This window comes from Proteus sp. HMSC14B05 (assembly GCF_001808035.1).
In the GTDB taxonomy this organism is placed as follows: Bacteria; Pseudomonadota; Gammaproteobacteria; order Enterobacterales; family Enterobacteriaceae; genus Proteus; species Proteus mirabilis.
On record NZ_KV791976.1, the window covers coordinates 1 to 856 of the forward strand.

Sequence of the window (856 nt, forward strand, 5' to 3'; positions counted from 1 at the left end):
TTTTTTCTTTTACCTTTGTACCTTGTGTTTTTTGCAAGTCAGCTTGAGCTAATGGTGGGTTACTCATCCCTTAATTCCTTAGCCCAGTAGGGCAGTGATAATGTGCGTATGCCTGCCCATTCGTCCGTTTTTAGGCATTCTGCATACGTTCTTAAATTTTGTTTGTAGGTTGTTCGACCAATATCTTTTGCTTGTTGGTCTAAATTGAAGACTCTAACGGGGTATCTACCGCAGTCGATAGTCGTGCTTACAACAAGAAAGACAAAGACAGGAGCTTCGCCTGTTAATGATTTATATCCATCTGAATAAAAAGAGTCCTGTACGTGGTAACGATATTCGTACATGGAGCGATCGAATCGCTGAATATCGGCAGAGCTTTTTACATCAATAATCCAGTGGTGCTCTTGAATGAGTTTATCTGGCCTGCAACGACAAAGAATGTCCGTATCTTCGTCATTCCAATAAATGCTACTTTCAGCTACTCCGTTAGCTTCTAAGCACCATCTTGCGATAGGGTGCGCCATTGCACTATCTCTCATGAGCATTAACTTCCTGTTATCGCCATGAGTAATAGGTGTGATACCTTCCTTTTCACACATTTCGAGAAATTCCTTTTCCTCTTGCTTCCCTGCGTTTGTTCTACGATTTACATCAGGGCCTATCTTGTATCGCTTACTGTATTCATCTGGTTCTAACAAAAGACAATGGATAGCAGTCCCGAAATCCAATGCCTTTATTTTTTCTTCATCAACAGGAGCTTCCTTGCTCCAAATATATTCGGCTGGCATTTTGCTTATTAAATCCAACTGAGATTTACTGATCCCTAATCCATGGTGATAGTCCTCATTTGAAATGT

The 856-nt window shown here is 40.8% G+C and carries 1 protein-coding gene; it reads right to left on the reverse strand.

Going from position 1 to position 856, the window contains the following annotated elements; all coding sequences use genetic code 11:
- Nucleotides 1-59 precede the first annotated feature (59 nt).
- Complete coding sequence (locus HMPREF3129_RS03990) at nucleotides 60-854, reverse strand: PD-(D/E)XK nuclease-like domain-containing protein (protein ID WP_254668232.1); 795 nt, start codon at nucleotides 852-854, stop codon at nucleotides 60-62.
- Between the last annotated feature and the right edge of the window lie 2 nt (nucleotides 855-856).